Origin of the sequence: Lysobacter sp. CFH 32150 (assembly GCF_022758295.1) — a bacterium.
Taxonomy (GTDB): domain Bacteria; phylum Pseudomonadota; class Gammaproteobacteria; order Xanthomonadales; family Xanthomonadaceae; genus CFH-32150.
The window spans coordinates 1-25,054 of the sequence record NZ_JALDWJ010000010.1 but is presented as its reverse complement, the minus strand read 5'-3'; the positions used below and the strand labels follow the sequence as shown (position 1 = coordinate 25,054).

Sequence of the window (25,054 nt, the reverse complement as noted above, 5' to 3'; positions counted from 1 at the left end):
AGGCAGTGTAGCGTGCCGCGATTTTCGATCAGAGCCGGACGCTCAGTTCCGCGCTTCGACCTTGTGCGTCTTGAGGGCTTCGGCCAGACCAGGCACGCCGTCGGCGCCGGTCGGTACGCCGATGCTGGAGCCGGCAAAATCGCCGCCGATCGGTTGCACCCGCCCGCCCAGGCACTGGCCAAGGAAACCTTCGGTCACCGCGTTGAAGGCCTTGCTGTTTTCCGGGCGCTGGAACCCATGGCCCTCATCCGGGAACAGCACATAGGTGACCGGAATGTTCTTTGCCTGCATCGCTTTGACGATCTGGTCGGCCTCGGCCTGCTTCACCCGCGGATCATTGGCGCCCTGGGCGATCAACAGCGGCTTCTTGATTGCATCGACGTGCGTCAGCGGCGAGCGTTCGGCGAGCAGCTGCTTGCCTTCAGGCGTGCGCGGATCGCCGACGCGCCTGGCGAATTGTTCGAAGAAGCTCGCCCAGTACGGCGGGATCGTGCTCAGCAAGGTGTTGAGGTTGGATGGACCGACGATATCGACGCCGCATTTGAAGGTGTCCGGCGTGAAGGTCACGCCCACCAGTGTCGCGTAACCGCCGTAACTGCCGCCCATGATCGCGACTTCATCTTTCGTGGTGACTTTCTGTTCGACCGCCCAGTTCACCGCGTCGATCAGGTCGTCATGCATCTTGCCGGCCCATTCCAGGTCGGCCTTGTTGGTGAACGCCTTGCCGAAGCCGGTGGAGCCGCGGAAATTCACCTGCAGCACCGCGTAACCGCGGTTGGCCAGCCATTGCGTAAGCCCGCCGTAACCATAGCCGTCGCGGCCCCAGGGACCGCCATGCACGAGCAGCACCATCGGCACCGGTTTGTCGGCACGGCCGTCGTTGTCGACATCGGCTGATTTCGGCAGGCTGAGGTAGCTGACCAGCGTCAGGCCATCGCGTGATTTGATTTCCTGCGGCCACATCGGCACCAACGGCTTGCCCTCCAGCGCAGGTCGCGCCGCGAACAGCTTGGTCAGCTTGCCGTCGCCGGTGCGATCGTAGTGGTAGTACACCACCGGGCTTTCGGCGGCCGCGTAGCCGGCGATCCAGGTGCGATCGTCCAACGTGCGCGCAGTGACGAACACATCGCCGGGACCAATCGCCTTCAGCTTGGCGAGATCGTCCACGATCGATGGGTCCAGCACCTTCCATTCGTCGCGCAGGTAGTTCACCGACACCGCATCGATTTCGCCGGTCTTCGGATCGGCGATCACCTCGCCGACGTCCGCACGCGCGTCCTCCAGCAGTAGCCGCTTGTTGCCGCTGGCAGCGTCGATCGCGTACAGGGCTGCGGTATCGCGCCCACGCGAATCGGTGAAGTAGAGCGTCTTGCCATCGGTGGTATAGCCGCCCGGCGAAGTGGTCAGCGAATCCGCGAACGGGATCTCGTCGAACTTGCTCCAGCCACCCTTGCCATCCGGTTTGAGCAGATCACTGCCGCCATCCGGGCGCGATTTCTGCGCCATCCGCACCTGATAGTCCGCGTCGGTCAAGTAGCCGGCAATGTCCTGGGTGTTCTTCTCCACCAGCGTGCGCGCGCCACTGGCGAGGTCGACGCGATAGAGGTCATGCCACTTCGCGTCGCGATCGTTCATGCCGACCAGCACCGAGTCCGGATGCAGGTGGCTGACGCCGTTGACCGCGGCGCGTGTTTTTGGAAATGGAGTCAGGTCGCGCTTGCTGTCCGATTTCAAGTCCAGCGCATACAGATGGAAATTCTCGTCGCCGCCGGAGTCGCGCAGGTACAGCAGCGTATCCGGGCGATAGCTCCAGAAATACTGGCGGATGCCGCGGGCCGCATCGTCGGTGACCGCACGTGCTTTCGACAGGTCATCGGCTGGGGCGACCCAGACATTCATCACGCCGTTCACCGGTGCCGTCCAGCTCAGATACTTGCCGTCGGGGCTGATCTGCACGTTGGCGCGCTCGGGGTTGCCGAACAAGGCCTCGCGTGGAATCAGTTCGACTTCTGCCGCGTGGGCGGAAAGCATCGCGCCGACGGCCAATGACAGCGCTGTGAACAAGACAGGGATTCGCTTCGACATGGCGCACGCTCCGGTGGAAGGTGTTTCGATCATGCAGGACCCCGTTGGCAACGGCCCATGCCAGACGTCAGGCCGGTAGTGCGGCGTTGCCACGATCCAGGCGTCGGTAGCCGATCGCTTCGGTCAGGTGTGCGGTGGCGATGTCTGGGCTACCGGCGAGGTCGGCGATGGTGCGGGCGACACGGAGGATGCGGTGCAGCGAACGCGCCGAGAGTTGCAGCGCGTCGATCGCGCGTTCAAGCAACGCCTGGTCGTGTGGGGCGAGCCGGCACGCGGCGACGGTTTCCGCTTGCGTGAGTTGCGCATTCGGCTTTCCGGCGCGATCGTGTTGGGTTGCACGCGCCTGTTCGACGCGGGCGCGGACCTCGTCGCTGGATTCGCTGCGGGGTCCATCTTCGCGCAGTGCCGATGGCGGCAGACGCGGCACATCGACATGCAGGTCGATGCGATCCAGCAACGGCCCGGAGATGCGGGCGCGGTAACGGCGAATCGCTTCGGTGCCACAACGGCAACGTCCAGAGACGTCGCCAGCCCAGCCGCAAGGGCAAGGATTCATCGCGGCAACCAATTGGAAGCGCGCGGGGAATTCGCTTTGCCGCGCAGCGCGCGAAATGGTGACCACACCGGATTCGAGTGGCTCGCGCAGCACTTCCAATGCCTGGCGCGACCATTCCGGTAACTCATCCAAAAACAAGACACCGCGGTGTGCCAGTGAGATTTCACCGGGTCGCGGTTCCGCACCTCCACCGACGAGGGCAACTGCACTCGCCGTGTGATGCGGCGAGCGATACGGACGTTCCAACCAGCGCGCGGGATCGAGTCCACGACCACTTACCGATGCGATCGCCGCGGCTTCCAGCGCTTCGGCTTCGCTCGCCTCCGGCAACAGGCCGGGTAGGCGTGAAGCGAGCAAAGTCTTGCCACAGCCGGGTGGACCGACGAGCAGCAGGTGATGATTGCCCGCCGCCGCGACTTCGAGCGCGCGTCGCGCATGCGCCTGCCCGCGCACATCGGCGAGATCGGGACCACGCTCGCGTCGCGATGGTGGTGCAATGGCTTGCGGCAACACCTTGTTGCCACTCAATGCGCCGCAGACTTCGAGCAGGGTGCGTGCGGTCGTCGCCTCGACATCGCGTGCCAATGCGGCTTCGGCACCGTTGCCGATGGGCACGATCAGTTTGCGCCCGGCCTGCGCCGCGGCGAGTGCCGCCGGCAGCACGCCGTCGACCGCACGCAACTCGCCCGTGAGGCCGAGTTCGCCTAGGAACTCGTAGTCGCCCAGTGCATCGAGCGGGATCTGCCCGCTGGCGGCGAGGATGCCGAGCGCGATCGGCAGGTCGAAGCGGCCGCCATCCTTCGGCAAGTCGGCAGGCGCCAGGTTCACCGTAATGACGCGCGCCGGGAATTCGAACTGCGCGCAGTGGATCGCAGCCCGCACGCGATCCTTCGCTTCGCGCACCGCGGCTTCGGGTAGCCCGACGATCGACATCCGCGGCAGTCCACCGGACAAATGCACTTCGACGCGGACCGCGGGCGCGCGCACGCCCGATCGTGCACGGCTGTGCACGAGTGCCAGGTTCATGGTGGCGACCTCAGTGGCGAGGCGGGGTAGCGGAGCTGCCCAGCTGCGCTTCGAGCTCGGCGACAGCGCGCTGCAGTTCTTCCAGCTTCTCGCGCGTGCGCAGCAGCACCGCGCGTTGCACCTCGAACTCTTCGCGCGTGACCAGGTCCAGCTTGGCCAGGCCGGTCTGCAGTACCGACTTGAAGTTCTGCTGCAGTTCCTCACGGCCCTCGCGCATGGCAGGCGGGACCAGGCCGCTGAGGCGGCGGGCGAGTTCGTCGAGTTTGTCCAGGTCGATCATGGTGTTCATTGTGGCGCACCCTGCGGAGACATCGCCAGCTTGGCCGCCGTGTCACGGCCGCGCCGTCGGCGCGCACCGCGGCCTGTCGTGGGAAAAATCCGAATCAGCTACGGCTGGCCCGGCTGGCTGGCGCGGTATGCTGCCGCCAGCTGGCATGGAGACTGCGTGATGGAGGGCATCGGATGAAAATGATCATGGCGATCATCAAGCCGTTCAAGCTTGATGACGTGCGCGAAGCGCTGTCCGACGCCGGGGTTGCCGGCATCACCGCCACCGAGGTCAAGGGCTTCGGCCGGCAGAAGGGTCACACGGAGCTCTATCGCGGCGCCGAGTACGTGGTCGATTTCCTGCCCAAGATCAAGCTGGAAGTCGCCGTCACCGACGAACAGGTCGATGTGGTGGTCGAAGCGATCATGCAGACCGCTGGCACCGGCAAGATCGGCGACGGGAAAATATTCGTGTGGGATCTGGAGCGAGTGGTCCGGATCCGTACGGGCGAAGTGGATGGGGATGCGTTGTAGGCGGGTGCGTGAACCGCAGCTACAAAAAGCCCCGCGTCGGCGGGGCTTTTTTATGGGTTCACTCGCCCAACGCCGCTGCCACGAACGGTGGCGCCACCAGCGCGCCACGGTGGATGTCGGCAAGGTAATACTTCGTGTCGAATGCCTTCGCGCGCGCATCGGCCTCGCGGAACTCGAACCCGCCGGATTTCTTCGCCAGCGTGCAGCTCCACCACCCGGTCGGATAGCACGGCTGCGGGAACGGCAGCGTCTTGAACGTCTTGAAACCGGCTTTGCCCATCTCGCCGCGCATTTCCTTGATCAGGTCAAGCAGCACCAGCGGCGATTCGGATTGCTGCACCAGGATGCCGTCGTCCTTCAGCGCACGGAAGCAGGACTCGTAGAACGCCTTGTTGAACAGGCCTTCGGCCGGGCCGACCGGGTCGGTCGAATCGACGATGACGATGTCGACGCTGCCGGGTTCGCAGTTCGCCATGTAGGCGATGCCATCGTCGAACAGCAGTTCGGCGCGCGGGTCGCCATTGCGATCGCACAGCTCGGGGAAATACTTCTCCGACATGCGCGTGACCTGCTCGTCGATGTCGCACTGCACGGCTTTCTCGACGTCGGGATGCTTGAGCACTTCGCGCAGTGTCCCGCAGTCGCCGCCGCCGATGATGACGACGCGCTTCGGATCGGCGTGAGTGAACAGCGCCGGGTGCGACATCATCTCGTGGTAGAGGAAGTTGTCGCGCGTGGTCAGCATCACCGCGCCATCGATCAGCATCAGGTTGCCCCAGTCGGTGGTCTCGAAGATCTCGATCTTCTGGAACTCGGACTGCACCTCGTCGAGTTTGCGGGTGATGCGATAGCCGATGGCCGAGCCGGCGGGCTCGAAGTTCTCGTATTTCCAGGTGGTCTCGGTCATCGCGGCGTTCCGGGCAAGCGTGGGGGCGCGAATTGTAGCCAACCTGCATGACGCTGGGCGTTAGAATGCGCGCCCAGCTGCTTAAAGCAGCACCTTGCTGTCAACCAGCACGTCTGCAGAGGATGCACGCCGATGACCGCCTGGTCGCTCGACCACGCCCGCAAGACCTATTCGATCCCGCACTGGGCGGACGGCTATTTCGACATCGATGCGGCCGGCCGCGTCACCGTGCGGCCGAAAGGCGCGAATGGCCCGTCGATCGCGTTGCCGGAGGTCGTCGACGCGGCGCGCGCCAACGGCGCCAAGCTGCCGCTGCTGGTGCGCTTCCCGGACATCCTCGGCGATCGCCTCGGCAAGCTGCAGGCGGCATTCGCGCAGGCGCAGGCCGACTGGGATTACAAGGGCGGCTACACCGCGGTGTACCCGATCAAGGTCAACCAGCACCAGGGCGTCGCCGGCACGCTGGCGTCGCACGCGGGCGAGGGCTTCGGCCTTGAAGCCGGCAGCAAGCCGGAACTGATGGCGGTGCTGGCGCTGTCGCGGCCGGGTGGGCTGATCGTCTGCAACGGTTACAAGGACCGCGAATACATCCGCCTTGCGCTGATCGGCCGCAAGCTCGGGCTCGAGACCTACATCGTGGTCGAGAAGCCGTCCGAGCTGAAGCTGGTGATGGAAGAGGCGAAGGCGCTGGACGTGAAGCCGGGTCTGGGCGTGCGCATGCGGCTGGCGTCGCTTGGCGCCGGCAAATGGCAGAACTCCGGTGGCGACAAGGCCAAGTTCGGCCTCTCGCCGCGACAGGTGCTGGATCTGTGGAAGTCGCTGCGCGACAGCGGCATGAGCGATTGTCTCGGCCTGCTGCATTTCCACATGGGTTCGCAGATCTCCAACGTGCGCGACATCGCCAACGGCATGCGCGAGGCGACGCGTTACTTCATCGAGCTGTCCAAGCTCGGCGCCAACGTGCGCTACATGGACGTCGGTGGCGGCCTCGGCATCGATTACGAAGGCACGCGTTCGCGCAGCTATTGCTCGATCAACTATGGCCTCGCGCAGTATGCGTCGACCATCGTGCAGCCGCTGGCCGAGGCCTGCGAGGAAGAGGGTTTGACCCCGCCGCGCATCGTCACCGAATGCGGGCGTGCGATGACCGCGCACCACGCGATGCTCGTCGCGAACGTGTCCGAAGTCGAGGAAGCGCCGGAAGGCCGCGTGCCGCCCGCGCACGACGACGAGCCGGCGGTGATCCGCCACCTGCGCGAGATCCATGAAGAACTCGACGCGCGGCCGGCAATGGAGCTGTTCCACGAAGCGCAGCACCACCACAGCGAAGGCCTGTCGCTGTACGCGCTCGGCCAGATCGACCTCGCCCATCGCGCGCGCATCGACGACCTGTTCTATGCGATCGCCCACGCGGTGCGCGAGCGCCTCGATGGCCGCGACAAGAGCCACCGCGACCTGCTCGACGAGTTGAACGAACGCCTGGTCGACAAGTACTTCGTCAACTTCAGCGTGTTCGAATCGATGCCGGACGTGTGGGCGATCGACCAGGTGTTCCCGATCATGCCGATCGAACGCCTCGACGAAGCGCCGACCCGGCGCGGCGTGATCGCCGACATGACCTGCGATTCCGACGGCAAGATCGACACTTACGTCGAGAATGAAGGCCTCGACAGTTCGCTGCCGCTGCACGCGCTGAACCACGGCGAAGTGTATCGCCTCGGCTTCTTCCTGGTTGGGGCGTACCAGGAAATCCTTGGCGATATCCACAACCTGTTCGGCGATACCGATGCGGTCGAAGTGCATATCGATGGCAACGGCTATGCGATGAGCCAGCAGCGCCGCGGCGACACCAACGACGTGATGCTCGATTACGTCGGCTACAAGCTCGACGCCTTGCGTGCGGCGTATCGCGACAAGGTGGCGGCGGCGAAGCTGCCGGCTGAAGAGTCGGAACGCATGAATGCCGCGCTGGAAGCGGGGCTGGCCGCTTATACCTATCTCAGCGACGAGCCATTGGGCTGAGCTTTTTGCTCCCTCCCGACGGGGGAGGGAGCAAACCCGGAAGCAGCTGGAAGTATGGGTTGACTGCTAGAACGGCAGCTTCAGGTCCGGCCGCACCGCGAGCAGCTGGGTGCGGAACGCTTCCTGGATCCGTAGTAGCCCGTCGCGCGAATCGGCGTCGAAGCGCAGCACGAGCACAGGTGTCGTGTTGGATGCGCGCACCAAGCCCCAGCCGTCCGGCCAATCCACGCGCAGGCCGTCGATGGTCGATAACCGCGCGCCCTCGAACTTCGCAGTGTTGCGGAAGCGTTCGACGAAGCCGTGCGGGTCGCCTTCGGGCGCTTCGATGTTGATCTCCGGCGTGGAGACGCCATCGGGCAACGCGTTCAGCACCTCGCTTGGCGATTGCGGTTTGCTGGCCAGGATCTCGAGCAGGCGCGCGGCGGCGTAGATGCCGTCGTCGAAGCCGTACCAGCGCTCCTTGAAGAAGAAATGGCCGCTCATCTCGCCGGCCAGTTCGGCGTCCGTCTCGCGCATCTTCGCCTTGATCAGCGAATGCCCGGTCTTCCACATCAGCGGACTGCCGCCGTGACGCAGGATCTGGCCGGGCAGGCGGCCGGTGCATTTCACGTCGTAGACGATGACCGCGCCCGGATTGCGTTCCAGCACGTCGGCGGCGAACAGCATCAGCAGGCGATCGGCGAAGATGTTCTTGCCGTCGCGCGTGACCACGCCGAGACGATCGCCATCGCCGTCGAAGGCGACACCGAGATCGGCATCCAGGCGCTGCACCATCCGCACCAGGTCTTCGAGGTTGCGTGGATCGCTCGGATCCGGGTGGTGATTGGGGAAGGTACCATCGACGTCGCAATGCAGCGGAGTGACTTCGGCGCCGATCGTGCTGAGCACCTGCGGCGCGATCGCGCCGGCGACGCCGTTGCCGGCGTCCACGACGACCTTGAGCGGGCGGTCGATCTGCACGTCCGAGGCGATGCGCTGGATGTAGTCGTCGGACACGTCGCGGTGCTGCCAATTCCCCGGCGTGGACGCTTCGTGCAGGCGATCTTCGGCGATGCGCGCGTACAGGTCGGTGATGGCGTCGCCGGACAGGGTCTCGCCGCCGACCACGATCTTGAAGCCGTTGTAGTCGGGCGGATTGTGGCTGCCGGTGACCGACACGCAGGAGCCGGTGCGCAGGTGGAACCCGGCGAAATACACCACGGGCGTGGGCGCCATGCCGATGTCGATGACGTTGCGACCGGCCTTGCGCAAGCCTTCGATCAGGCCTGCCACCATGTCCGGACCGGACAGGCGGCCATCGCGGCCGACCGCGATGTCGGTCAGGCCCTTGTCCGCCATCAGCGAGCCCACGGATTGGCCGATCAGTTCGGCGACGCCCATGTCCAGCGTCTGCCCGACCACGCCACGGATGTCGTACGCGCGGAAAATGCTGCGGTCGATCAACACCGGCCCCGGTGCTTGCGGCGGCGCGGGAATGTCCTTGACCTTCGGCGCCGGTGGGGCGCTTGGCTCCTGCTCCAGCGCCTGCGCAAGCGTCGGGCTTGCCTCATGCACAGTTGCTTCCGGGCCGACCGGCTGCAGTTTGCGGCTGGTGCGGAATGCAAACAGTGCCAGCAGCGCAAAGACGACTGCGGCGATCGCGCACAACAGTGCGCTCAGTCCAAACGGTGCGCCGGTGATATCCGGCAGCGCCGCGGCAACGCGCCAATCCGTACCCGGCACCGCCGTCGCCAACACTTCGGCACCCGTGCCCAGACTGCTGTCGCCGCGTTCGACCACGCTGTGGCTGCCTTGGCGCAACGCGAGGTAACTGTCGTCGCCGATATTGCTGGCCTCGATCGCTGCCGTCGCGCGCGCCAGAGGCAGGCGCGCATAGGCCACGCCGACCAGCGTCGCGCCGACTTTGGCTGGGGCCGACAGCGCCAGCCGTGCGCCGCCGGCGTCGCGCACGATCCACGCCGCGGGCTTGTCACCTGCAACCGAGGCCTCGGCCACGCCGAGCTTGCCGTAGCCGGTCTTCGGCAGTGCCGCGTAAGCAGCATCGAGATCCACCGGCAGCACTTCCACCTGCTCCACGCCAGTCCAGTTGGCGGCGATCTGCTGTGCCGCGACGGCGAGGTCGCCGGCGACCAGCGCTTCCTGCACTGGTGCCGAAGCGAGTTTGGCGGAGAGGTGATCGCGCTCCCTGGTCACCGCATCGGCAGTGGTCTTGACCACGCCATCGCGCGCATTCAGCAATGCCGCTTCAAGGTTGTCGCTGCGGTACTGCTGCCAGGCGCTCCAACCCAACCATAGCGCCAGCAGCGCACATGCCGCGCCCAGCGCTGGCAGCAGTGGGCGCAGTGATGCGATGGAGCGCGATTTTCGCGGCGACGCGGAGGCGCTGTGTTCGGATTCCGTCATGCTGTATTCCCCTGTCAGCGCACGCCTGTGTGGCCGAACCCGCCACTACCGCGTGCGCTCTCTTCGAAAGTATCCACCACCTGCAAGGTCGCGCGCACGATCGGCACGATCACCAGCTGCGCGATGCGGTCGCCGGGTTCGATCGTGAACGCTTCGCGGCCACGGTTCCAGGTGCTGATCAGCAGTGGTCCCTGGTAGTCGGCGTCGATCAGGCCGGTACCGTTGCCGAGCACGATGCCATGGCGATGGCCGAGCCCGGAGCGCGGCAGCACCAGCGCGCACAGCGCTGGATCGGCAAGATGGATCGCCAGGCCGGACGGGATCAGCGAGGCATCACCGGGCTGCAAGGTCAGCGGCGCATCGAGCGCGGCGCGCAGGTCGAGTCCGGCACTTGCATCGGTGGCGTACGCGGGCATTGGCCAGGTATCGCCGTAGCGCGGATCCAGCAGCTTCACTTCCAGCGTGCGTTTCATGCGTGCAAGCGCTCCGCGATCAGGTCGAGCAAGGCATCGGCCAACTGCGTTTTCGGTGCCGGGCCGAGCGCGCGCTCCCCGTCGCGCCAGTAGACCATGAGCGCGTTGTCGTCGCTCTCGAAGCCGCTGCCGGCGATGCCGACGCGGTTGGCGGCGATCAGGTCGAGCTTCTTCTTCTCCAGCTTGCCGCGCGCGTATTGTTCGACGTGGTCGGTTTCGGCGGCGAAACCCACCACCAGCCGTGGCCGCTGCGCGTGCGCGGCGACGTCGGCGAGGATGTCGGTCGTGCGCACCAACTCGAGCGTCAGCGTGTCTACGCCGGCCTGTTTCTTGATCTTGCTCGGCGCGACCCGCTGTGGGGTGAAGTCGGCGACCGCGGCCGCGCCGACATAAACGTCGGCCGGCAACTCGGCCAGCACCGCGGCGTGCATCTGGGCTGCCGAACGCACGTCGACGCGACGCAGGCCCATCGGCGTCGGCAGCGTGACGGGGCCGGCGACCAGCACCACATCGGCTGCGCGACGCGCAGCGGCGGCGGCGATGGCGAACCCCATCTTCCCGCTGCTGCGGTTGCCGATGAAGCGCACCGGATCGATGTCCTCGAAGGTCGGCCCGGCGCTGATGACGATGCGTTGCCCCGCGAGCCGCGCATCCTCTCGACGCAGACTCATCGCATTGCCTCGGCCAGCGCCGCGACGATGGTCTCGGGCTCACTCAGGCGGCCCGGCCCGGATTCGCCCTCGGCCAAGGGACCATCCTCTGGACCGATCACCTGCACGCCGCGCTCGCGCAACGTGGCGATATTGGCCTGCGTGGCCGGATGCAGCCACATGCGGTGGTTCATCGCCGGCGCGATGGTGATTGGGGCGGTCGTCGCCAGGCAGAGGGTTGTAACGAGATCGTCGGCGAACCCATGCGCGAGCTTGGCGAGCGTGTTGGCGGTGGCCGGTGCAATGATGATGCGGTCGGCCCACCGTGCCAGTTCGATGTGGCCCATCGCCGCTTCGGCGGCCTCGTCCCACAGCGAAGTGCGCACAGGATGACCGGACAGGGCCTGGAAGGTCGGGGTGCCGACGAAGCGCGTGGCGTCCTCGGTCATCGCCACCTGCACCTGCGCCCCGGCGTCGCGCAGCCGCCGCACCAGCTCTGCGGCCTTGTAAGCGGCGATGCCGCCGCAGACGCAGAGCAGGATGCGTTGTCCGTTCAGGGCGGCTTTGGTGTCGGCCATCGTGTCGGGAAAACCCCACGCCGGAAGTGGCGGCTAGCTTACCCGAAGCCCCTATGGAGCCCGATAGCGACGGGGTGCGCCGTCGCGCACGCTGCAGCCATGCATATCCGCGACTGGCCTGAACAGGAACGTCCCCGTGAAAAGCTGCTCGCCCGCGGTGCGGGCGCGTTGTCCGACGCCGAGCTGCTGGCGATCTTCCTGGGTTCTGGCCTACGTGGTCGCGACGCGGTGGCGACCGCGCGCGAGCTGCTGGCCGCGTACGGTCCACTGCGCGCGCTGTTGGAACACCCGCCGAATGCATTGTCGAAACTGCCTGGACTTGGCCCCGCCCGCGCCTGTGCCATCGCTGCTGCGCTGGAGCTGGGCAACCGGCACCTCGCCGCCGACCTCGAACGCGGAGAGGCCCTGAGCGACCCCTGCGCTGCCGGCCGCTACTTCGCCCAAAGGCTGCGCCACCAGCCGCACGAGATTTTCGCCGTCCTGTTCCTCGATACCCGCCACCGGGCCCTGGCGTTCGAGGAACTGTTCCGCGGCAGCGTCGACGGCGCCGAAGTGCATCCGCGCGAAGTCGCGCGCCGCGCGCTGGCGCACAACGCCGCGGCGGTGATCGTCGGCCACAACCATCCCAGCGGAAATCCGGAACCCAGCGCCGCCGACCGCGCCGTCACCGCACGCCTGAAGCAGGCGCTGGCGCTGATCGACGTGCGCCTGCTCGATCATTTCGTTATCGCCGACGGTCCCCCGGTGTCGCTGGCGGCGCGGGGATGGGTGTAGTCGTGACGCGCGGGATGCACGCAGCCCATCGCGTAGAATGTGCGCCCGTTGAACCGCACGCCGAACCCTTCGTGAAAGCCTCCCTCCGCGCCTTGATCGCCCAAGGCATCGATGCCCTGCGCGCTGCCGGCACCCTGCCGGCCGATCTCGCCACGCCCGAGTTCGTAGTGGAGCGCCCCAAGGAGCGCAGCCACGGCGACTTCTCCACCAACGCCGCGATGCTGCTGGCGAAGCATGCTGGTCAGCGCGGGGCGCGCAGCAACCCGCGCGCGATCGCGCAGGCGCTAGTCGCGGCATTGCCGACGGATGCGGACATCGCGAAAGTCGAAATCGCTGGCCCCGGCTTCATCAATTTCCATCTCGCGCCGGAGGCCTATCAGCGCGAAGTCCGCGCGATCGTGACAGCCGGCGCGCAATACGGCCGCAATGCGAACGGTGCCGGCCACACCGTCGGTGTTGAATTCGTCTCCGCCAATCCCACAGGCCCGCTGCACGTCGGTCACGGCCGCGCCGCGGCGATTGGCGACTGCCTGGCACGCGTGCTCGCGGCCAACGGCTGGAAAGTGGTGCGCGAGTTCTACTACAACGACGGCGGCGCGCAGATCGACAACCTCGCCAAGTCGGTGCAGGCGCGAGCGCAGGGCAGGACGCCGGATGACGCCGGCTGGCCGGACGACGGTTACCGTGGCGATTACATCGTCGAGGTCGCGAATGCTTACCTGCGTGGCGACACGGTCGAGTTCGAAGGCCATGTCGAAGTCGGCGCGAAGGATCCCGACGGCCTCGACGCGATCCGCCGCTTTGCGGTTGCCTATTTGCGTCGCGAACAGAACGCCGATCTCGCCGCGTTTGGTGTCGGCTTCGACGTGTATTTCCTCGAATCCTCGCTGTACACCGAGGGCCGGGTTGAGGAAACCGTGCGCGAATTGATCGCCCACGGACACACCTACGAGGAAGGCGGCGCACTTTGGCTGCGGTCGACCGATTACGGCGACGACAAGGACCGCGTGATGCGCAAGTCCGATGGCAGCTACACTTATTTCGTGCCGGATGTCGCCTATCACCGCAGCAAGTGGCAGCGCGGCTACGAACGCGCGATCACCGAACTCGGTGCCGACCACCACGGCTCGCTGGCGCGCGTGCGCGCCGGCCTGCAGGCGCTCGACGTCGGCATCCCGCAGGGCTGGCCGGAATACGTGCTGCACCAGATGGTCACCGTGATGCGTGGCGGCGAAGAAGTAAAGCTGAGCAAGCGCGCCGGCAGCTACCTGACGCTGCGCGACCTGATCGAGGAGGCCGGCCGCGATGCCACGCGCTGGTTCCTGATCGCGCGCAAGCCGGATTCGCAGCTCACCTTCGACATCGACCTCGCGCGATCGCAGAGCAACGACAACCCGGTGTTCTATGTGCAGTACGCGCACGCCCGCGTCTGCAGCCTGCTGCGTCAGGCTGGCGAGAAGGGCTACGCGTTCGATCTGCAGCACGGCCTGGCGCATCTCGACACGCTCACCGACGAGCACGCGCAGGCATTGCTGCTGGAACTGTCGCGCTATCCGGAAGTGGTCGAGACCGCCGCCGAAACGCTGGAGCCGCATGCGATTTCGCAGTACCTGCGCGAACTCGCCAATGCGTTCCACACCTGGTATCACGCCCAGGCCATCCTGGTCGAAGATGCGACGCTGCGCGATGCGCGCCTGGCATTGAGCGTGGCGACCGGGCAGGTATTGAAGAACGGACTGGATTTGTTGGGCGTCAGCGCCCCGGAGACGATGTAAATGGCGGCACGACGCGGCAAGTCGCAAGCGCGACGCAACCCGAGCAATGGCATTCCCGGTTGGGCGTGGCTGATCGCCGGCGTGCTACTGGGCATTGTGGTGCTGCTCGCGGCGCCACGTTTCCTGAAGTCGGATGCCGCCGATGATTTCTTCCGCCCCAAGCCCAATCCCGACGCCCGCCCGGCGGCTAACGCCAACGCCGGGGACGACGACGTGATCGTGCCGGAGTCCGCGGCGACGGCGGACGAAGCCAAGCCGAAGGAAACCCAGTACGACTTCTACACCGTGTTGCCGGGCAAGGAAGTGGCGATGTCGGATGCCGAGCTTGCCGCCAGCGCCCGCGCCGAAGCCGAACGCGAAGCCAGCACCGAGCGCGAAAAACAGGCGGCTGCGGCGACGGCGCCCCCCAACGCCGACAACGCGCAGGCGGCCACCGTCCCCAAACCTGACACACAGGCACCCGCCACGACGACGGCAATCGCTACCACCGCCGACGCCCGCTACATCCTGCAGGCCGGCGCGTTCGGCGCTTCCGGCGACGCCGAGGCGGTTAAGGCCAAGATCGCCCTGCTCGGCTTGTCCGCGCGCGTCGAATCGGCGCAGATCAACGGCAAGACCGTGTACCGCGTGCGCATGGGGCCGTACGGCACCGCCAGCGAGCTCGCCGAAGCCAAGCAGAAGCTGGGCAGCAATGGGTTGCCGGCGATGGCCATCAAGGCGAAGTAGGTGGCCGCGGCGTGGTCGCGACGGGTGAGACGGTCGCGACGCACAATGGGACTCTGAAATGGAGACGCCATGCCGATCGAAGCCGCACTGATCAAACCCGTCGTCGATGCCCTGATGGGCCTGTTCCGCCGCGGCGAAAACCTGCAGCTCAAGCGCAACGCCGAGGCTGCGCTGCGCGAGGCGATCCGCGAGCTGCTGCTCGCCAATCCCGACGAGAACAAGGCTGAGGCGCGTATTGCCATCGCCAAGGCCGCGGGCATCCTGTCCGCGGACGTGGTGCTGGCTGAAGACATGTTGCGCAAGCACCGCGCGACCAAGTCGAAGACCGTAGGCAGGTCGAGCGTTGGCAAATCGCGCAAGCGCGCAGCAAAGTCGACAGCCAAGCCGGCTGAGAAACCCGCCGAGAAGAAGGCATCGAAGCCGGCAACCAAGAAACCCGGCAAATAATGAGTGTTGCCCTTCTATTCGTGGTGCTGTGCCTGGTCTGGGCGGGAAGCCAGCTCTGGATCGGGCGCCGACGCTCCGGTGATCCCGAAAAAACGCGCGATCGCGGCACGCTGAATCTGCTGATCATTGCGATCTTCACCAGCCTCGTTGCGGGCTCGTGGCTGGCGTGGCGTGACGATGGCCAGCTGGCAACCCGCAGCGAACCGCAGCTGTGGTGCGGCATGGCGTTGATGGTCGCCGGCCTGCTGTTGCGGTGGTGGTCGGTGCGCACGCTGGCGCAGTTCTTCACCGTCGACATCGCCATCCACCCTGGCCAGGGACTGATCCGTCGTGGCCCGTATCGCCTGCTGCGGCATCCGTCCTACACCGGCGCGTTGCTGACGGTCGTCGGCTTCACTATCGCGCTCGGGCATCTGCTCGCCGCACTGGTGGTCATCGTGCCGATCACGGCGGCGTTCCTGTGGCGCATCCGCATCGAAGAACGGATGCTTGCCGAAGCCTTTCCGGAGGCGTATCCGGCCTACGCCCGCGAGACCAAGCGGCTGGTTCCGTTCGTTTGGTAACCCATTCGCTGTAGGAGCGGCTTATAGCCGCGAGCTTTTTCAACGCGCCGAGAGCTCGCGGCTATAAGCCGCTCCTACAAAAGCAGTGGTCGTTCTAGAATCGCGCAATGACCAAAACCATCCTGATCACCGGCGCAACCTCGGGCTTCGGAGCAGCCGCCGTAAAACGCTTCGCCGGCGCTGGTTGGCGCGTAATCGCCACTGGCCGACGCGCCGGGCGCTTGCAGGTCCTCGTCAATCAATTCGGCGACGATCGCGTGCACGCGGCGATCTTCGATATCCGTGATGCCGATGCGATGCACGCCGCGCTCGATGCGCTGCCACCGCAATTCCGGGACATCGACCTGCTGGTCAACAACGCCGGCCTCGCCCAGGGCACGCTGCCGGCGCAACGCGCCAGCCTCGACGACTGGCGCACGATGATCGACACCAACGTCACTGCACTGGTGACGCTGACCCACAAGCTATTGCCGACGCTGATCGCGCGCCAGGGTGCGATCATCAACATCAGTTCGACCGCGGCGACGTACCCTTACACGGGTGGCAATGCCTATGGCGGCAGCAAGGCCTTCGTCAGCCAGTTCTCGCTCGGCCTGCGCGCCGACCTGCACGGCACCGGCGTGCGCGTGACCGCGCTGGAGCCAGGCATGGCCGAAACCGAATTCACCCTGGTGCGCACGCACGGCGACCAGGCCGCGTCCGATGCCCTCTACAAAGGCGCGAAGCCGATGACGGCCGAAGATATCGCCGAGACGATCTGGTGGATCGCGAACCTGCCGCCGCATCTCAACATCAATCGACTGGAGCTGATGCCGACTAGCCAGTCGTTCGCGGGATTCCAGATCGCGCGCGATGCCTGATGCTCTTACCTGCAGCGCATCGACAAACCCAACAGGGTTAACGACACGGAAGCATCAACCGCCGGGTGGGGCAGGCGCCGTTGCAACGACACCATTCGGCCGCTTCATCTCCCGGTAGCGTTCAAGCACACGGTTGAGCTCATTGTCGAGATCAGCGCGGTCTTGCCGTTGCTGGACCAGGATGCGTTCGCGACGGCGCAGTTCAGTGTGCTGGATCATGATGTTGTTGGCAGTCGTCGGCGGGACCGGTTTGCCAGCGAGTTCCAGCTCCCCGGCTTGGCGCAGCAGGCCGAGCAGGCTCTGGCGCAGGGCCGTGACGCCGAGATTGGAGGCCTTGAGGGTCGCATCGAGCAAGTCGATGCGTTCCTGGAAAGCGTGGCGCAAGTCGGCTTCGGTGGCGTAGGACTCGGCGATGGCATGTTCGCGCCGCTTGCGCATGGCTTCGGCCTCGGCGTCGACGACCGCCTGCTTGGCGGCAACCTCCGCGGCGGCGCGTTCATCACCCGTCAGGGCGCGTGCGACTTCGCCGACACGGCGGCCACTCTTGACGCTGAATTCGCTGCGCGCGCTGCCCGCGGCTTCAGGCGGCAGCGCATCGCCACAGACCTTGTGGCCGTTTTCCTCCCAGCAGTACAGCTTCTTCTTGCCCTTGTCCTGGGCGCTGGCGGTGGCGGCCAGGATCAGCAGCACTGTGGTGGTCAACAATCGTGTTTTCAGCGGCATGGTTGCAGCCCCTTCTGCAGCGATGCAGGTTCAAAGATCGCTGCCGTAGCGCGCCCGGTAGGCGTGCAGGGCATCGCGATGGCCGACAAGTTCCGCGCTTTCGCTGGCAAACGCAAGCAGGTCGGCGAGGGTGGCGACCGCGATCACCGGGATCCCCTGTTCAGCCGCCACGGTTTGCGCGGCGGAACGGGACTCGGCTTCGGTCGCGCGCTCCTGGCGATCGATGGCAATGACGATCCCGGCGGGCGTGCCGCCGCCGTCGCGGATAATCGTCAAGGCTTCACGGATCGCGGTGCCAGCGGTGATCACGTCATCGACGATCAGCACCCGTTTCCCGGCCAGCGGCGCGCCGATCAGCGTTCCGCCTTCGCCATGGGTCTTGGCTTCCTTGCGGTTGAACGCCAGTGGCAGGTCGCGGCCGCGGCGCGCGAATTCGCAGGCGAGCGCGGTGGCAAGCGGAATACCCTTGTACGCGGGGCCGAAGAGCAGATCGAAGTCGAGGCCAGAAGCAGCGATCGCATCGGCATAGCAAGCGGAGAGTTCCGCCAGCGTCGCGCCGGAATCGAAGCGTCCGGCATTGAAGAAGTACGGGCTGCTGCGGCCGGATTTCAGCGTGAATTCGCCGAAGCGCAAGGCTTGCGCGCGCAGGGCCAGGGCCAGGAAACGGGTGCGGTGGTCGTTCATTCCGCTAGTGTGTCCCATGCCGGCAGTGGTTTGCTACGCTGCGGCGGGCTTCGAAGGGACAACGCGTGCGCATCATCAGCTTCAATGCCAACGGCCTGCGCTCCGCGGCCAACAAGGGCTTCTTCGACTGGTTCCGCGGACAGGACGCTGACGTGCTGTGCCTGCAGGAAACGAAGGCGCAGGAGCACCAGCTGAGCGGCAATAGCTTCAAGCCGGACGGCTACCGCGCCTTCTTCCGCGACGCGATCACCAAGAAGGGCTATAGCGGCGTCGCCATCTACAGCAAGCGCGAGCCGGACGAAGTCCGTACCCAGCTCGGCTGGGCGCCGTTCGACGATGAAGGCCGCTACCTCGAAGCGCGTTTCGGCAATCTCAGCGTGGTGTCGTTCTACATTCCGTCCGGCTCGTCCGGCGAGCTGCGCCAAGGTTTCAAGTTCGAAGTGATGGACTGGCTCAAACCCATCCTCGACGAGTGGCTGCGCAGCGGCCGCGACTACGTGCTGTGCGGCGACTGGAACATCGTCCGCAGCCGGCTCGACATCAAGAACTGGACCTCGAACCAGAAGAACTCCGGCTGCCTGCCGCCGGAGCGCGACTGGCTCAATGGCCTGTGCACCGACGAAAGTGGCTGGATCGACGCCTACCGCGCATTGCACGCCGAAGGCCAGGACTACACCTGGTGGAGCAACCGCGGCGCCGCGCGCGCCAACAACGTCGGGTGGCGCATCGATTACCAGATCGTCACGCCCTCGTTGCGCGACAGGCTGCAGGCCTGTTCGATCCATCCGCAGCCGCGGTTTTCCGATCACGCTCCGTTTGTTGTGGATTACGTGCTGTGACCACCTCAGCAGCCAAGCGCCCCGCTTGGCAGAACGTCCTGCAGAACCTGCGCCAGCCCAAGGTGCTGGTGATGCTGCTGCTCGGCTTCAGTTCCGGTATTCCGCTTTACCTAGTCGGCAACACGCTCGGCTTCTGGATGCGCGAGAACAGCATTGAGTTGTCGACGATCGGCTTCCTGTCCTGGGTCGGGCTCGCGTACTCGCTGAAGTTCCTGTGGGCGCCTCTGATCGACAAGGTCGACGCACCGCTGCTCGGACGCTGGCTCGGTCGTCGTCGCGGTTGGATGCTGCTGTCGCAGTTGGTGGTGGTTGCCGCGTTGATCGGCATGGCGCTGGTGCAGCCGCAGCAGGGGCAGCTGGTGCTCGCGGGCATCGCCCTCGACCAGCTCGTCGTCTTCGGCGTGCTGGCGCTGGTGGTGGCCTTCGCCTCGTCCACGCAGGACATCGTGATCGACGCTTGGCGCATCGAGAGCGCGGACAGCAACGAACAGCAGGGCTTGCTCACCTCGACCTCGACGCTCGGATATCGCGGCGCGTTGCTGGTCACCGATTCGCTGATCCTGATCTTCGCCGCGCAGATCGGCTGGTCGCTGTCGTACGAGGTGATGGCGCTGCTGATGGGCGTCGGCGTCGTCGCCACGCTGTCGGCGCGCGAACCGGCGGCGACCCAGCAGGCCTTGGCCGCGCATCCGGCGCTATTCACCGCGCAGGGGCTGTTCGACGCGGTGGTCGGCCCGTTCGTGGAGTTCTTCCGCCACCATGGCAGGTGGGCGCTGCTGATGCTGGCGGCGATCAGCCTGTACCGGCTGCCGGATTTCGTGATGGGTCCGATGGCCAACCCGTTCTATGCCGACCTCGGCATTGCCAAGGAAACCGTCGGCGCGGTGCGCGGTTCGTTCGGGCTGGTTGCGACCGTGGTCGGCGTCGCCGCGGCTGGGCTGAGCGCGGTGCGCTTCGGCTTCGTTCCCACGCTGCTGGCCGGGGCGGTGCTGGGTCCGGCGTCGAACCTGGGATTCGCTTACCTTGCCCTGCACGGCGCTGATGCCGGCGTGTTCACGACCGTGATGGTGATCGACAACTTCTGCAACGGGTTCGCTGGTGTGGCGCTGGTGGGCTACATGTCGAGCTTGACCAGCGTTGGCTACACCGCGACCCAGTACGCGCTGCTCAGCTCGTTCTATGCCTTGCCCGGCAAGCTGTTGAAGGGACTGTCCGGCGTGGCAGTGGAGCAATTGGAGCTCGGCCGCAGCCTGCTTGAGGCTTATGCCCTGTTCTTCACGGCGACGGCAGTCGTTGGCGTCCCCGCTCTCCTCCTGTGCCTGACTCTTGCGCGGCGCAAATCCGTTCATGCCCCACCCGCCAGTGCGGCCTGAGGTTGCGCCCCCGGGTGCGGCTCGGCGAGGATGCAGCATCCAGGAGGAAATGCGGTATGACCGACATCGTCCTGCGTGACATCGACACGGTCCTGGCCGATCGCATCAAGCATCTGGCCGACGCCCGTGGCTGGAGCATGCACGAGACCTTGCTGACCCTGCTCGAGCAGGGTCTGTTTGCTTGCGAAAGTGGTCTCAACGTGCACTTCAGCGACCGCGAGGCCGATGCCCTGAAGAACGCGATCGCGGCGCTGGAACACGTTCCAGACGACACTGGTTTCGGCCTGATCGGACGCGCGCCGGAGTCACCGGGACCGACGCATATCCTCGATCGCTGGTCGGAAGAGTAGGCGCTGTTTCAGGCTGGATACACCGCGCCCAGCACGCGCGGTCCGCGCGCTCCGGTTACTGCGGGCAGATTGCCGGGACGCCCCGCTAACGTTTCCCGCGCTAGCCAGGCGAATGCCATCGCCTCGACGAAATCCGGGTCCAGCCCGTGCAGTGCCGTCGACTCCACCAGGGCCTCTGGCAACATTGCAGCGATCCGCGCCAGCAGCATCGGGTTGTGCACGCCACCACCGCACACCAGTACGCGCTTCGTAGCCGGCTGCTGTGAGCGCAGGGCAGTGGCAATCGTGGATGCGCTCAGTTCGAGCAACGTTGCCTGCACGTCCTGCGCGCGCTCGTCGCCGCGTAACCGCGATTGCAGCCAGTCGAGATGGAATTGCTCACGGCCGCTGCTCTTCGGTGGCGGCAGCGCGAACCAGGGCTCATCCAGGAGTCGCGCGAGCAGCGCCTGGTCGATCTCGCCGCGCGCTGCAAATGCGCCGCCAGCATCGAATGCCGCACCGGTATGGCGTTCGCACCACGCATCCAGCAACGCATTCGCCGGGCCGGTGTCGAAGCCGCGCACGGCGCCTACGGTCGGCAACAACGTGAAGTTGGCAATGCCGCCGAGATTCAAGACCGCACGGTCTTCGGTGTCTGAGCGCAGCATCGCGGCATGGAATGCAGGCACCAGTGGCGCACCATGGCCACCCGCGGCAACATCGCGGCGACGGAAATCCGCGACCGTGGTGATGCCACTGCGTTCGGCGATCGCGTTGCCGTCGCCAAGTTGCCAGGTGAACGGAAATTCCGCTTGCGGACGATGGCGCACGGTCTGTCCGTGCGAGCCGAGCGCGCGCACCCGCGTCGGCGCGATACCGGCTTCCTCCAGCAATTCACGTGCGGCATCGGCGAAGGCGTGCGCGATCTGCACATCGAGCATGCCGAGTTCATCCAGGGACGTCGCATCGCCGCCCTGACCGAGCGCGACCAGGCGCGCGCGCAATGCCGTCTCCCAACGATAGGTGCGACCGCGCGCGAGTTCGCAGTGGCCATCGGCGGCGAATCGCACCAGTGCGACGTCGATCCCGTCGGCGCTGGTGCCGGAGATGAGGCCGAGATAAAGCTCGGAGTCGGAATGAGGCATCGAGATGGGCAGGCGACCGAGTTGCCGCAGTTTGCCCTGTAGTGGGGGGGGGGGCGGCGCCCCCCCCCCCCCCCACCGCCCGAGACCACCACAACCCACCCGGCCAGCGTGTGGCGCATGTGGCCCGTTTGTGCCCGTGCGTTGCGGGCCACGCTCCCGCATCAGGAGACTGTGCCGAGCAAGGCTCGGCACTAACCGGCCTGGTTCAGGCTTTCTTGACCGGCTTCGCCGGTGCGGCGTCGGCGTAGATCACGCGCTCGACCTTCTGGATCCGCGCCAATGCCGCGCCGGTCTGGGTGCGGAACTGGGCCAGCGCGCCGCCACCCAGCGGCTCCGGCGGCGGCATGGTGATCGACAGCGGGTTGCGATGCACGCCGTTGACGCGGAATTCGTAATGCAGGTGCGGGCCGCTGGCCAGGCCAGTCATGCCGACGCGGCCGATCACCGTGCCCTGCGGGATGCGCTGGCCGACCTTGACCTTGCCGAACGCCGACATATGCCCGTACAGCGTGGTGTAGCCGCGGCCGTGATCCAGGATCACCGCGCGGCCGTAACCACCCTTCCAACCGACGAACGCGACGCGCGCATCGCCGGCGGCCATGATCGGCGTGCCGGTGGACGCGCCGTAATCGACGCCTTTGTGCTGGCGCACGATGCCCAGCACCGGATGGCGACGGCTGCCGAACTTCGAAGTCAGGCGCGCATACGGGATCGGCATGCGGATGAAGCTCTTCTTCAGCGGCCGGCCTTCGGCGGTGAAGTATTCCGCCTTGCCGCCGCGCTCGAAGCGGAAACCAGAATGCAGCTTGCCGCCGACGGTGAACGTCGCGGCCTGCACCGGGCCGGTCTTGATCAGCTCGCCTTCGCGCCAGGTCTGTTCGACCACCACGCTGAAGCGGTCGCTGGACGCGACGTCTTCGTTGAAGTCGATGTCGTACTTGAAGATATCGTCGGTCAGCGTATTGATCGCGTTGCCGCTGAGGCCGAGCTTGCGCGCCGAATGGAACAGCGATTTGCCGACCTTGCCGCTCAGGACGACGGTACGGGTTTCCGTCGGACGTTCGATCACCTTCTCGCGGATGGTGTCACCGTCGATCGTCAGTTCGACGCGATGGGTCTCGTCGCGGTCGTAGCGGAACGTGCGCAGCTTGCCGTCGACCGGCAGATCGAAGGCGAGTTCGGTACCCGGGCGCATCCGGGTCAGCGTGGCCTTGGCGCCGGGCTGTTCGAGGATGCGGTGCATCGTCGACGCGGGAATATCGAAGTCCTCGAACAGCGAACCCAGCGTCTGGCCGCGTTCGAGGTGCACGATCTGCCAGCTGTCGCCGGCTTTGCCGTGCAGCTTGGCCAGCGGCAGCGGCGGCAACGCCAGCGCCAGCGTGGTGCGCGTCGCGGTGATAGGCGTATGCACGGGGCTGGAAAAACCGGGGACAATCGCGGCAACCAGCGCGCCGAGGGTGGCGAACAGGCTGGCATGGGCCCAATGACGGCGGGTCCAGCGACCGTTGAAACCGTTGGGGAGGCGAGCGGCGACCTGCTGGTGCAGAGCGGCTTCGCGAAGCGACTTCAGGCGTGCGCGCTGGCTACGACCGATCCCGGATTGGCTCATCTCTACTACCCCCTGAAAAAAGCATTACGGCCCGGTGATGGGCACGTAACGGCGCTACCATAGTCACCCGAGAAGTTCGCGTCAAACCCTTGAGCCGACTGGATTTTTTGATTTAACCAGCTCTTAACGGTACTTTCACAACCCCGATCACGGATCGGCAAAGTCTCATCATTGCGAGCCCACTAGTGTCCATCCACGAAGCTCTCGAACTGATCGGCCGCGGTGCCGACGAAATCCTCAAGCGTGATGAGCTGGAAGCCCGGCTCAAGCTCGGTCGCCCGCTACGGATCAAGGCCGGATTCGACCCGACCGCGCCCGACCTGCACATCGGCCATACCGTGCTGCTCAACAAGATGCGGCAGTTCCAGGACCTCGGGCATCAGGTGATTTTCCTGATCGGCGACTTCACCGGGATGATCGGTGATCCGACCGGCAAGAACGTCACCCGCAAACCACTGACGCGCGAAGACGTTGCCGCCAACGCCAAGACCTACGCCGACCAGGTGTTCAAGGTGCTGGATCGCGAGCGCACCGAAGTGCGCTTCAACTCCGAGTGGTTCGGGCAGATGAGCGCTGCAGACATGATCAAGCTCGCCGCGCAGCACACCGTGGCGCGCATGCTCGAGCGCGACGATTTCGCCAAGCGCTATGCCGCGCAACAGTCGATCGCGATCCATGAATTCCTGTATCCGCTGGTGCAGGGCTACGACTCGGTTGCGTTGAAAGCGGACGTCGAACTCGGGGGCACCGATCAGAAATTCAATCTGCTGATGGGCCGCGGTTTGCAGGAGCACTACGGCCAGCCCGCGCAGATCGTGCTCACCATGCCGCTGCTCGAGGGCCTGGACGGCGTCAACAAGATGTCAAAGTCGCTCGGCAACTACATTGGGATCAATGAACCGGCGATCGACATCGTCACCAAGACAATGAAGATCGGCGACGACTTGATGTGGCGCTGGATCGAGTTGTTGAGCTTCGAAATCTCGTTAACCGAAGTCGCGTCGTTGAAGCGCGAAATCGAAAGCGGTCAGCTCAATCCACGCGATCTCAAGCTGCGCCTCGCGCGCGAACTCGCAGCGCGTTTCCATGGTGCTGCCGAAGCCGAGCAGGCGATCGCCGGCTGGAATGCCGCTGTACGTGGAGAAGGCGACACTGCGCTGTTGTCGTTGCAGGACGTTGTCGTGCCGGCCGAAGGTTTGCGTATCGGCGCGTTGCTGACTGCGGCCGGACTCACGCCGAGCAATTCCGAAGCTTCACGCAAGCTCAAGGAACGTGCAGTGCGCGTCGATGGTGCCGTGATCGAGGATCCGCTGCAGCTATTCACACCCGGTTTTGAGGGGGTGCTTGCGGTTGGCAAGCGCAATTTCGCCCGTGTCCGGCTGCTTGCTGGCTGAAGCTGCGTCGATGCGGCCCGCGCCGCGCATGGATTTTCGCCGGCAGTCAGAAATTGGGCGTCAGTCGGTGTTGACGTTCTTGGAAAGGGCTGTATGATGTGCGGCTCGGTTCAGCACTTAGGTGCGGGCCACGGGGGTAGGCGCTGAGGCCTCTCTCACGATCTTTGACAGTGTGCGCAGGTGACTTGTGCGGGCGTCTGGCGGGTGGATGGTTGTCCATCTTGCAGACGTTCGTAACAGAGCAACAAGTCAATTCAAATGGCGAACCTGAAAGGGTTCAGCCAGCGAGTGATTTCAAGCCTGGGGCGAAGT

At 65.7% G+C, this 25,054-nt stretch carries 21 protein-coding genes and 2 pseudogenes; 12 read left to right on the top strand and 11 right to left on the bottom strand.

The window, feature by feature from the left end; all coding sequences use genetic code 11:
• Positions 1–42 precede the first annotated feature (42 nt).
• From MO486_RS14115 to MO486_RS14105, 3 genes are all read right to left on the bottom strand, one after another.
• Positions 43–2,085: a S9 family peptidase gene (locus tag MO486_RS14115; RefSeq protein WP_242909054.1), complete on the bottom strand. Its 2,043-nt coding sequence runs from the start codon at positions 2,083–2,085 to the stop codon at positions 43–45.
• A gap of 67 nt (positions 2,086–2,152) precedes the next feature.
• Positions 2,153–3,667 carry a YifB family Mg chelatase-like AAA ATPase gene (locus tag MO486_RS14110; RefSeq protein WP_242909049.1) on the bottom strand — a complete coding sequence of 505 codons (1,515 nt, stop codon included), beginning with the start codon at positions 3,665–3,667 and terminating at the stop codon, positions 2,153–2,155.
• A 10-nt stretch (positions 3,668–3,677) separates the two neighbouring features.
• Positions 3,678–3,947 carry an accessory factor UbiK family protein gene (locus MO486_RS14105; RefSeq protein ID WP_242909047.1) on the bottom strand — a complete coding sequence of 90 codons (270 nt, stop codon included), beginning with the start codon at positions 3,945–3,947 and terminating at the stop codon, positions 3,678–3,680.
• A gap of 182 nt (positions 3,948–4,129) precedes the next feature.
• Here MO486_RS14105 and MO486_RS14100 point away from each other — a divergent pair, with 182 nt between their 5' ends.
• Positions 4,130–4,468, top strand: coding sequence for a P-II family nitrogen regulator (locus MO486_RS14100; RefSeq protein WP_242909045.1), 339 nt, complete (start codon positions 4,130–4,132; stop codon positions 4,466–4,468).
• A gap of 58 nt (positions 4,469–4,526) precedes the next feature.
• On the opposite strand, the gene speE is transcribed toward MO486_RS14100, so the two are convergent.
• Complete coding sequence (gene speE / locus MO486_RS14095) at positions 4,527–5,375, bottom strand: polyamine aminopropyltransferase (protein WP_242909043.1); 849 nt, start codon at positions 5,373–5,375, stop codon at positions 4,527–4,529.
• A 132-nt stretch (positions 5,376–5,507) separates the two neighbouring features.
• Here speE and speA point away from each other — a divergent pair, with 132 nt between their 5' ends.
• Positions 5,508–7,397 (top strand): arginine decarboxylase, encoded by a 1,890-nt coding sequence (gene speA / locus MO486_RS14090; protein ID WP_242909041.1) that lies wholly within the window; start codon positions 5,508–5,510, stop codon positions 7,395–7,397.
• Between the two features lie 66 nt (positions 7,398–7,463).
• Here speA and MO486_RS14085 read toward each other — a convergent pair whose 3' ends face one another.
• The 3 genes and pseudogenes from MO486_RS14085 to coaBC form a co-directional block, all read right to left on the bottom strand.
• A complete protein-coding gene (locus MO486_RS14085; RefSeq protein ID WP_242909039.1) occupies positions 7,464–9,800 on the bottom strand; it encodes a phosphomannomutase/phosphoglucomutase in 2,337 nt (778 codons plus the stop codon).
• 14 nt (positions 9,801–9,814) lie between these two features.
• Complete coding sequence (dut, locus tag MO486_RS14080; protein WP_242909037.1) at positions 9,815–10,273, bottom strand: dUTP diphosphatase; 459 nt, start codon at positions 10,271–10,273, stop codon at positions 9,815–9,817.
• Positions 10,270–11,501, bottom strand: a pseudogene (coaBC, locus tag MO486_RS14075) (bifunctional phosphopantothenoylcysteine decarboxylase/phosphopantothenate--cysteine ligase CoaBC). Before coaBC ends, dut begins: the two are co-directional and overlap by 4 nt.
• A 99-nt stretch (positions 11,502–11,600) precedes the next feature.
• Here coaBC and radC point away from each other — a divergent pair.
• From radC to MO486_RS14045, 6 genes are all read left to right on the top strand, one after another.
• Positions 11,601–12,275, top strand: coding sequence for a DNA repair protein RadC (radC, locus tag MO486_RS14070; protein WP_242909035.1), 675 nt, complete (start codon positions 11,601–11,603; stop codon positions 12,273–12,275).
• A gap of 71 nt (positions 12,276–12,346) precedes the next feature.
• Positions 12,347–14,050, top strand: a complete 1,704-nt coding sequence (argS, locus tag MO486_RS14065) for an arginine--tRNA ligase (protein WP_242909033.1) — start codon at positions 12,347–12,349, stop codon at positions 14,048–14,050.
• A complete protein-coding gene (locus MO486_RS14060) occupies positions 14,051–14,776 on the top strand; it encodes an SPOR domain-containing protein (RefSeq protein ID WP_242909031.1) in 726 nt (241 codons plus the stop codon).
• 69 nt (positions 14,777–14,845) lie between these two features.
• Positions 14,846–15,223 (top strand): hypothetical protein, encoded by a 378-nt coding sequence (locus MO486_RS14055; RefSeq protein WP_242909029.1) that lies wholly within the window; start codon positions 14,846–14,848, stop codon positions 15,221–15,223.
• A complete protein-coding gene (locus MO486_RS14050; RefSeq protein WP_242909027.1) occupies positions 15,223–15,786 on the top strand; it encodes an isoprenylcysteine carboxylmethyltransferase family protein in 564 nt (187 codons plus the stop codon). The genes MO486_RS14055 and MO486_RS14050 overlap by 1 nt, the downstream gene beginning before the upstream one ends.
• A gap of 107 nt (positions 15,787–15,893) precedes the next feature.
• The gene (locus tag MO486_RS14045) at positions 15,894–16,646 is read left to right on the top strand and encodes an SDR family NAD(P)-dependent oxidoreductase (protein WP_242909025.1); all 753 of its coding nucleotides are present in this window, start codon (positions 15,894–15,896) and stop codon (positions 16,644–16,646) included.
• Positions 16,647–16,700: 54 nt separating this feature from the next.
• Here MO486_RS14045 and MO486_RS14040 read toward each other — a convergent pair whose 3' ends face one another.
• Both MO486_RS14040 and pyrE read right to left on the bottom strand, forming a co-directional pair.
• A complete protein-coding gene (locus tag MO486_RS14040) occupies positions 16,701–17,369 on the bottom strand; it encodes a hypothetical protein (protein WP_242909018.1) in 669 nt (222 codons plus the stop codon).
• A 30-nt stretch (positions 17,370–17,399) separates the two neighbouring features.
• Positions 17,400–18,053: an orotate phosphoribosyltransferase gene (gene pyrE / locus MO486_RS14035; protein ID WP_242909016.1), complete on the bottom strand. Its 654-nt coding sequence runs from the start codon at positions 18,051–18,053 to the stop codon at positions 17,400–17,402.
• 65 nt (positions 18,054–18,118) lie between these two features.
• On the opposite strand from pyrE, the gene MO486_RS14030 reads away from it, so the two are divergent.
• From MO486_RS14030 to MO486_RS14020, 3 genes and pseudogenes are all read left to right on the top strand, one after another.
• The gene (locus MO486_RS14030; protein WP_242909007.1) at positions 18,119–18,892 is read left to right on the top strand and encodes an exodeoxyribonuclease III; all 774 of its coding nucleotides are present in this window, start codon (positions 18,119–18,121) and stop codon (positions 18,890–18,892) included.
• Complete coding sequence (locus MO486_RS14025) at positions 18,889–20,265, top strand: MFS transporter (RefSeq protein WP_242909005.1); 1,377 nt, start codon at positions 18,889–18,891, stop codon at positions 20,263–20,265. The genes MO486_RS14030 and MO486_RS14025 overlap by 4 nt, the downstream gene beginning before the upstream one ends.
• A 56-nt stretch (positions 20,266–20,321) precedes the next feature.
• Positions 20,322–20,531 (top strand): annotated as a pseudogene (locus MO486_RS14020) (hypothetical protein); the annotation flags it as partial.
• A gap of 92 nt (positions 20,532–20,623) precedes the next feature.
• Here the strand turns inward: MO486_RS14020 and MO486_RS14015 are convergent.
• Positions 20,624–21,745, bottom strand: coding sequence for an anhydro-N-acetylmuramic acid kinase (locus MO486_RS14015; RefSeq protein ID WP_242909459.1), 1,122 nt, complete (start codon positions 21,743–21,745; stop codon positions 20,624–20,626).
• Positions 21,746–21,944: 199 nt separating this feature from the next.
• Complete coding sequence (locus MO486_RS14010; protein ID WP_242909003.1) at positions 21,945–23,348, bottom strand: M23 family metallopeptidase; 1,404 nt, start codon at positions 23,346–23,348, stop codon at positions 21,945–21,947.
• Positions 23,349–23,533: 185 nt separating this feature from the next.
• Between MO486_RS14010 and tyrS the strand changes: the two genes are divergently transcribed.
• Positions 23,534–24,742 carry a tyrosine--tRNA ligase gene (tyrS, locus tag MO486_RS14005; protein ID WP_242909001.1) on the top strand — a complete coding sequence of 403 codons (1,209 nt, stop codon included), beginning with the start codon at positions 23,534–23,536 and terminating at the stop codon, positions 24,740–24,742.
• Positions 24,743–25,054: the final 312 nt, after the last annotated feature.